The sequence below is a fragment of the Pseudomonas sp. C2B4 genome (assembly GCF_013359695.1).
GTDB lineage: Bacteria > Pseudomonadota > Gammaproteobacteria > Pseudomonadales > Pseudomonadaceae > Aquipseudomonas.
Genome location: NZ_JABFMU010000038.1, coordinates 56008 through 62809 on the forward strand (window position 1 = coordinate 56008; position 6802 = coordinate 62809).

Consider the following 6802-nt stretch of genomic DNA (forward strand, 5'->3'; position numbering starts at 1 on the left):
TGGGCAAGCAAAGCGCTAAATCGCGAGGGGAGCCTGGGTTTTTTTAGATGTTTTTTCGATAGACCGGGCAAGACTTATTGCTTCGGTCGGGCGTCGTGGCGCGAGGACGCGTTCGATGGCTCCGCTGAGCATGTTCTCCAGGAGTTCGTCCTGCTCGGCTTCGTCCAGCGGATGGGGTGACAGCCAACTCGGTGCGTTGTTAAGCAAGGCAGCAATGGCGTGCCCGGCTGCCAGCAGACCTGATTCGCTGAATCTGGAGCGGGCTCCGAGCATCACCAACAAACGGCGCTCGTATTGCTCGCGCAATTGGCGAACTCGTGCCTGTTGCTCTTCATTGAGGCAGCCGCTGTCGCGTTCCACCAATCGAAAATGCCACGGCATATCGCGGTGCAGGTTCAGGTGTGCGCGGATCAGGCTGTTGAGCCGGTCGCGTTTGGCCGGTGCCTTTTGTTCGATGCGGCCAAGGGTGGCCAACAGCTCTTCGTAAAACTCCTCGATCAGGTCGAGCAGCAAGTGCTGTTTGCTCGGGTAATGGTGATACAGCGAGCCTGGGGAAAGCCCCAGGCACGTGGCGAGCTCGCGCATGCCGACCTGGCCGAAACCCTTGCTGGCAAACAACTCCAGCACCTTGTCCCGGTACTCGGCGAAACGCGAGCAACGCTCAGGCATAGGCATGGAAGCCGCGCCCCGTTTTGCGTCCCAGGTAACCGGCGGCGACCATTTCCTTGAGCAGCGGCGCCGGGCGGTATTTGCTGTCGTTGAACCCTTCGTAGAAGGCTTCCATGATCGCCAGCAGGGTGTCCAGGCCGATCAGGTCCGCCAGGGCCAGCGGGCCGATGGGCTGATTGCAGCCCAGGCGCATGCCGGCGTCGATGTCTTCGGCACTGGCCAGGCCTTCCTGGAACACCAGGATCGCTTCGTTGATCATCGGCACCAGAATCCGGTTGACCACAAAGCCCGGGCGGTTGCCGGCGGTGATCGCGGTCTTGCCCAGTGCGGTGGCCATGTCCAGCGCCAGGGCGTGGGTGGCGTCGCTGGTTTGCAGGCCGCGGATGACTTCGATCAGTCCCATCACTGGCACCGGGTTGAAGAAGTGCAGGCCGATAAAACGTTCAGGCTGGCTGACGCTGGCGGCGAGTTGGGTGATCGACAGCGACGAGGTGTTGGAGGCGATCACGCAGTCGGTGCTGACCTGCGCGGCGATCTGTTGCAGTACCCGCAACTTCAGTTCGAGGTTCTCGGTGGCGGCTTCGATCACCAGTTGCGCGTTGTGCAGGCTGCTGTAGTCGGTGCTGGTGCGGATCTTGTCGAGGGCCGCGAGTTTTTGCTCGGGCGTCAGGGTTTCCTTGGCAACCTGCCGATCGAGGTTCTTGCCCACGGTCGCGACGGCTTTTTGCAAAGCGCTGTCGGAGATGTCGAGCAAGGTCACGTTGAAACCGGCCAGGGCGCAGACTTGCGCAATGCCGTTGCCCATGGTGCCGGCGCCGATCACGCCAATGTGTTGCAGATTCATGTGGCCATCCTTCCGCTCAAACCCTGCGATACCTTGGCCGCAGTGGCGGCCGAAGGCGTACTATGGCCGCGAGTCTAGAGCCGGCAGGCCGGTTGTCCTATGCCGAAACTGTTCAACGGCGCTGGTGTTTTTTGCCATTTCGAATGATGGGGAGCGTAGCGTTCACATGCGGGAAAAGGACTCGGTGGCCGCCTACTTTGTGCAGGCCATGATTCACGGACTGGGCGATGATCCGCAGCGAGTGCGGGCCGTGCTGGAACAGGCCGGCATCGATCCGCAACTGATGCAGCAGCCCACGGCGCGGGTGCCGGCCAGCGCCTTTGCGGCGTTATGGCTGATTCAGATCCGCGAACTGAACGACGAGTTCTTCGCGCTCGATTCCCACGGCATGCCGCCCGGCGCCTTTGCTCTGATTTGCCGCGCCTTGATCCAGGAACCCGACCTGCACAAAGCCATGCGCCAGTGCCTGGTCAACTTCGCCCTGTTCCTGCGCGATTTTCGCGGCACGCTGACTGTACGCGGCAAGCGGGCGATCATCAGTCTGGACAGCCATGCGGCAAACGAAGACCTCAGCCGTTTCGGCGAAGAGACCTTTCTGGTGCTGATGATCAGCCTGCTGTGCTGGCTGGGCGGTCGGCGCATTCCCATTGATCGCGCGGACTTTCGCCACGAACGGCTATCGCTCAGTGACGACCGTTTGCTCTGGGGACCCAACCTGACCTTTGGCGCCGAGCGCACCGAAATCGAGTTCGCCAGCCACTACCTGCGCCTGCCGGTTGTGCAGGACCTGGCCTCGCTGAAAGTGTTCTTGCGCACCGCGCCGCAATGGCTGGTGATCCGCTTCCGCAACCAGCACGGCCTTGCGTCCCAGGTGTATCAGCGTTTGCGCAGCAGCCACTACGCCCACTGGCCAACCTTGCAGGCGTTCGCCCTCGAACAGCACCTGAGTCCCAGCACCTTCCGCCGCAAGCTGGAACGTGAAGGGTGTTCGTATCAGGAGATCAAGGACGAAGTACGCCGCGCCGTGGCCTTCGAGCAATTGCGCCAGAGCCGGGCGAGCATCAGCGACATTGCCGAGCAACTGGGCTTTCAGGAGCCGAGTGCGTTTCATCGGGCGTTCAAGAAGTGGACGGGGGAGAGTCCGGGGCGGTATCGGGCGCGGTTTCAAGGGGATCGGACCGATGCACCGGTGGAGCCTGAGGCGTGAGCCTTGCCTTCGATCGCTTCACCTCGCTACTCGACCAGTCCCGGCGCGCCTTGCTGCTGGTCTGGGGCACTTCGCGCGGCTTGTTCCTCGGCCTGGTGCTGGCGACGCTGATTGCCGGGGTGCTGCCGGCGTTGGCGGCGTGGTTGGGGCAACGCATTGTCGACGCCGTGGTGTTCGCCATGCAGTTGCATGCGCAGCAGGGCAGTGCGCCGTTGTGGCCAGTGCTTCGCTATGTGCTGTTGGAAGCGGGCGTGCTGGCGTTGCTGTCCGCCACCCAGCGTGCGCTGTCGGTCCAGCAGTCGCTGTTGCGCGTGCAGCTGGGGCAGAAGGTCAACACGATGATTCTGGAAAAGGCCCAGACGCTGTCGCTGGTGCAATTCGAGAATTCGGAGTTCTACGACAAGCTGGTGCGGGTGCGGCGCGAAGCCTCGACCCGGCCGTTGGCGCTGGTGATGAAGTCGCTGGGGTTGATCCAGAACCTGATCGTGCTGATCAGCTTCGGCGTGCTGCTGGTGCATTTTTCGCCCTGGGCGCTGGTGCTGCTGGTGGTCGGTGCGTTACCGGTGTTTTTTGCCGAGGCGCATTTTTCTGGCGATGCCTTTCGCTTGTTCACCCGCCGTGCACCGGAGAGCCGACAGCAGACCTACATCGAGACGCTGCTGTCCCATGAGGCCTACATCAAAGAGGTCAAGCTGTTCGGTTTTGCGCCGCTGCTGTTGCAGCGCTACCGCGACACGTTCGCCCGGTTGTATGCCGAGGATCGACGGCTGACCCTGCGCCGCGATGGCTGGGGTTTCGTCCTGGGTTTGCTTGGCACCGGAGCGTTTTATCTGGCCTATGCCTGGGTGGTGGTCGATGCGGTGCACGGCAACATCAGTCTTGGGCAGATGACCATGTACCTGGTGCTGTTCAAGCAGGGGCAGAGCGCCGTGAGCAGCAGCCTCAGTGCCATCAGCGGTCTTTACGAAGATGGCCTCTACCTGTCCAGCCTCTATGAATACCTGGCCGAGCCCGTGGTGGTCGATACCGGATCCCTCACCGTCGGTGCCGTGCCCGGTGATGGCCTGCGTTTCGAGAACGTTGGCTTCCGATACCCGGGAGCCCGTCATGCCGCACTGGCAGGCATCGATCTGCACCTCGTGCCAGGGCACAGCATGGCGCTGGTGGGGGAGAACGGCTCGGGCAAGACCACATTGATCAAGCTGCTGACCCGTTTATACCGTCCCGATCAGGGGCGTATTCTGCTGGACGGCAGTGACTTGCAGTCCTGGGAAGAGGACGCGCTGCGGCGGCGCATCGGCGTGATTTTTCAGGACTACATTCGCTATCAGTTCTCTGTTGGCGAGAACATTGGCGTGGGGGACACCCTGGCGTTTCAAGACGAGCAGCGCTGGCACGAAGCCGCCGCCGAAGGCATGGCCGCGCCCTTTATCGAGCGCCTGGATCGCGGCTATGCCACGCAATTGGGGCGCTGGTTTGCCGGTGGGCAGGAACTGTCCGGCGGCCAATGGCAGAAGATCGCGCTGTCCCGTGCCTACATGCGCCGCGAGGCCGATATCCTGATCCTCGACGAACCGACTTCGGCGCTCGACCCGGCGGCGGAAGCGGCGGTGTTCGAGCATTTCAGCCGGCATACCCGGGACCGCATGACCCTGCTGATTTCCCACCGTTTTTCCAGTGTGCGTAACGCCGATCACATCATCGTGCTCGATCAGGGCAGGGTCCTGGAGCGCGGCGATCATCACAGCCTGCTCGCGGCGGGCGGGCGTTATGCGCAACTGTTCGACTTGCAGGCGCGGGGCTATCGATAACCCTCAGGAGTCCTGCGCATTCCGTGAAGCCATCGGCCCGGCAATCTGTGGCCTGGCCTTCATCAAACCGTCGAGCGCCTGGCGATACTGGCTACCCCCCAGGCTCATGCTGTTGTTGTGCGTCCCGCCGGGGATCAGCAGCAGGCGTTTGGGCGGGTTGGCGGCATTGAACAGTTGCTGACTGAACCGCGACGGCATGAACGGATCGGCCAGGCCATGGACCACCAGCAGCGGCATGTCGATGTCGACGATCTTGTCGATGGAGTCGAATTTCTGCGACAGCAACCAGCGCACCGGTAGCCAGTTGACGGGCAGGTTGTTGCTGGCGACTTCCGCCACGGCATCGCCTAGGGAGGTGAACGTGGATTCGATCACCAGACCGCGCACTGGCACGGCGACATTCGCCTTTTTCGCCTCGGCGGCCAGGTCTGCCGCGAGGTCGATGGCCACCGCGCCGCCCAGGGAGTGGCCGTAGATCAGGCGTTTTTCAGGGTCAGGTTGCATCGCGGTGAAGCGTTCCCAGGCGGCCCGGGCGTCTTCGTAGACGCTGGCCTCCGACGGCAGACTGCCCTTGCTCTGGCCGAACCCACGGTAGTCGATGGCCAGCACCGAATAGCCCATGGCGCGCAATTGCTCGATGCGAAATGCCTGGCCCGTGAGGTTCCAGCGCACACCGTGCAGGTAGAGGATCGACGGTGCGTCGCGCCGCGCCGCCGGCCACCACCAGGCGTGCAGGTTTTGCCCGGCCTTGAAGCTGGCGGGCTTGATATCGAATTCCTGAACGTCCCGGGGCAAGCCGCGGTACCAGCTCGCCGTACCCGGTTCGATGCGGAACAGCAACTCGCGCTCCTTGTACTTGAGCGCGCCGCAACTGACCGGCAGGCCGACGACCAGCGCGGCCATGCACAGCAGCGGCAGCCAGCGTCGGCGAAGTCGGGAGGCGAGGGCATCAGGCATCGGGTTATTCACCGGCACGGACATGAAGTCCGCGTTTTATCAGAAGCATGAGTGGGGTGGGGAAAATTTCGACCTGTGGGAGCGGGCCTGCTCGCGAATGCAGGGTGTCAGTCACTTCAATGTTGGCTGACACACCGCTTTCGCGAGCAGGCTCGCTCCCACAATGGTTTTGCGTCGGCATCAGTCCACGCGAAGAACGATCTTGCCCACATGATCGCCCGCTTCCATCCGCGCATGGGCCAGCGATGCGTCTTCGAGCGCGTAGACCTTGTCGATCATCGGCAGGCAACGACCAGCCACGAGCACCGGCCACACGTGTTCGCGCAGTTGCCGGGCGATGACGGCTTTTTCTTCCCGGGTACGTGAGCGCAACAGTGAACCGGTGACGATGGCGCGTTTGGCCATGATCGCCAGCAGGTCGACATCCTTGGCGATTGCGCCGCCGAGAAAGCCCAGCATCACCAGCCGACCTTCGAGGGCCAGGGCCGCGACGTTACCGTTCAGGTACGATCCGCCCATGATGTCGAGCACCACATCGACACCATGGCCCGAGGTTTTTTCGGCGATGACCCGGGCGAAATCCTGATCGCGATAGTTGATCGCTTCGGCACCCAGATTGCGAACCACTGAGCATTTTTCCTCACTGCCCGCCGTGGCGAAGGCCTCGATGCCAAATTCGCGGCAGAGCATCAGTGCGGTGGTGCCGATGCCGCTGGTGCCGCCATGAATCAAGGCCCGTTGACCCTTGCGTGCGCCGCCCATCTCGAACAGGTTGGCCCATACGGTGAAGAAGGTTTCCGGAATCGCCGCCGCCTGGACCCAGTCCAGGCCTTCGGGGATCGGTAGCGCCTGGCTGGCCGGGACCGCGCAATATTGCGCATAGCCGCCGCCATTGGTCAGCGCGCAAACCTTGTCGCCCACGACAAAGTCGCTGACACCTGCGCCGACGGCGACCACTTCACCGGCCACTTCCAGCCCGGGGATGGGGTTCATGCCGGGTTTCATCGGGTATTGGCCGGCACGTTGAAGCACATCGGGCCGGTTGACCCCGGCGGCGTACACGCGGATCAACACGTCACCGGCGTCCACCGTGGGCACGGGGGCCTGGCGTGGTTGCAGGACATCGGGGGCGCCAGGTTGGGTGATGTCGATCAGGGTCATGGTTTGGGGGAGGGTCATGTTGGGTACCTGTTGTGTACGTAGGTTTCAGTGTGAAAGCTGATCCAGTGTGGGAGCGAGCCTGCTCGCGAAGAGGCCGTCACATCCAACATCGTTGGTGGCTGACACTCCGCTTTCGCGAGCAGGCTCGCACCC

Annotated in this window: 6 protein-coding genes; 2 read left to right on the plus strand and 4 right to left on the minus strand. The window is 62.8% G+C overall.

The window, feature by feature from the left end; all coding sequences use genetic code 11:
- Positions 1-15 precede the first annotated feature (15 nt).
- Positions 16-675: a TetR/AcrR family transcriptional regulator gene (locus tag HNQ83_RS21515; protein ID WP_175390787.1), complete on the minus strand. Its 660-nt coding sequence runs from the start codon at positions 673-675 to the stop codon at positions 16-18.
- Entirely contained in the window at positions 662-1513 is an 852-nt protein-coding gene (locus HNQ83_RS21520; RefSeq protein WP_175390788.1) for a 3-hydroxybutyryl-CoA dehydrogenase, read from the minus strand. Before HNQ83_RS21520 ends, HNQ83_RS21515 begins: the two co-directional genes overlap by 14 nt.
- Before the next feature lie 166 nt (positions 1514-1679).
- Between HNQ83_RS21520 and HNQ83_RS21525 the strand changes: the two genes are divergently transcribed.
- Both HNQ83_RS21525 and HNQ83_RS21530 read left to right on the plus strand, forming a co-directional pair.
- Positions 1680-2720, plus strand: a complete 1041-nt coding sequence (locus HNQ83_RS21525) for an AraC family transcriptional regulator (RefSeq protein WP_175390789.1) — start codon at positions 1680-1682, stop codon at positions 2718-2720.
- Positions 2717-4531 carry an ATP-binding cassette domain-containing protein gene (locus HNQ83_RS21530; RefSeq protein ID WP_175390790.1) on the plus strand — a complete coding sequence of 605 codons (1815 nt, stop codon included), beginning with the start codon at positions 2717-2719 and terminating at the stop codon, positions 4529-4531. The genes HNQ83_RS21525 and HNQ83_RS21530 overlap by 4 nt, the downstream gene beginning before the upstream one ends.
- Before the next feature lie 3 nt (positions 4532-4534).
- On the opposite strand, the gene HNQ83_RS21535 is transcribed toward HNQ83_RS21530, so the two are convergent.
- Both HNQ83_RS21535 and HNQ83_RS21540 read right to left on the minus strand, forming a co-directional pair.
- The gene (locus HNQ83_RS21535) at positions 4535-5488 is read right to left on the minus strand and encodes an alpha/beta hydrolase (protein ID WP_175390791.1); all 954 of its coding nucleotides are present in this window, start codon (positions 5486-5488) and stop codon (positions 4535-4537) included.
- Positions 5489-5668: 180 nt separating this feature from the next.
- Positions 5669-6667, minus strand: a complete 999-nt coding sequence (locus HNQ83_RS21540; RefSeq protein WP_175390792.1) for an NAD(P)H-quinone oxidoreductase — start codon at positions 6665-6667, stop codon at positions 5669-5671.
- Positions 6668-6802 lie beyond the last annotated feature (135 nt).

What these genes read in the sequence shown, in the direction of transcription:
- HNQ83_RS21515 (WP_175390787.1), bottom strand. Translation starts at nt 675, where the DNA reads ATGCCTATGCCTGAGCGTTGCTCGCGTTTCGCCGAGTACCGGGACAAG.
- HNQ83_RS21520 (WP_175390788.1), bottom strand. Translation starts at nt 1,513, where the DNA reads ATGAATCTGCAACACATTGGCGTGATCGGCGCCGGCACCATGGGCAAC.
- HNQ83_RS21525 (WP_175390789.1), top strand. Translation starts at nt 1,680, where the DNA reads ATGCGGGAAAAGGACTCGGTGGCCGCCTACTTTGTGCAGGCCATGATT.
- HNQ83_RS21535 (WP_175390791.1), bottom strand. Translation starts at nt 5,488, where the DNA reads ATGCCTGATGCCCTCGCCTCCCGACTTCGCCGACGCTGGCTGCCGCTG.
- HNQ83_RS21540 (WP_175390792.1), bottom strand. Translation starts at nt 6,667, where the DNA reads ATGACCCTCCCCCAAACCATGACCCTGATCGACATCACCCAACCTGGC.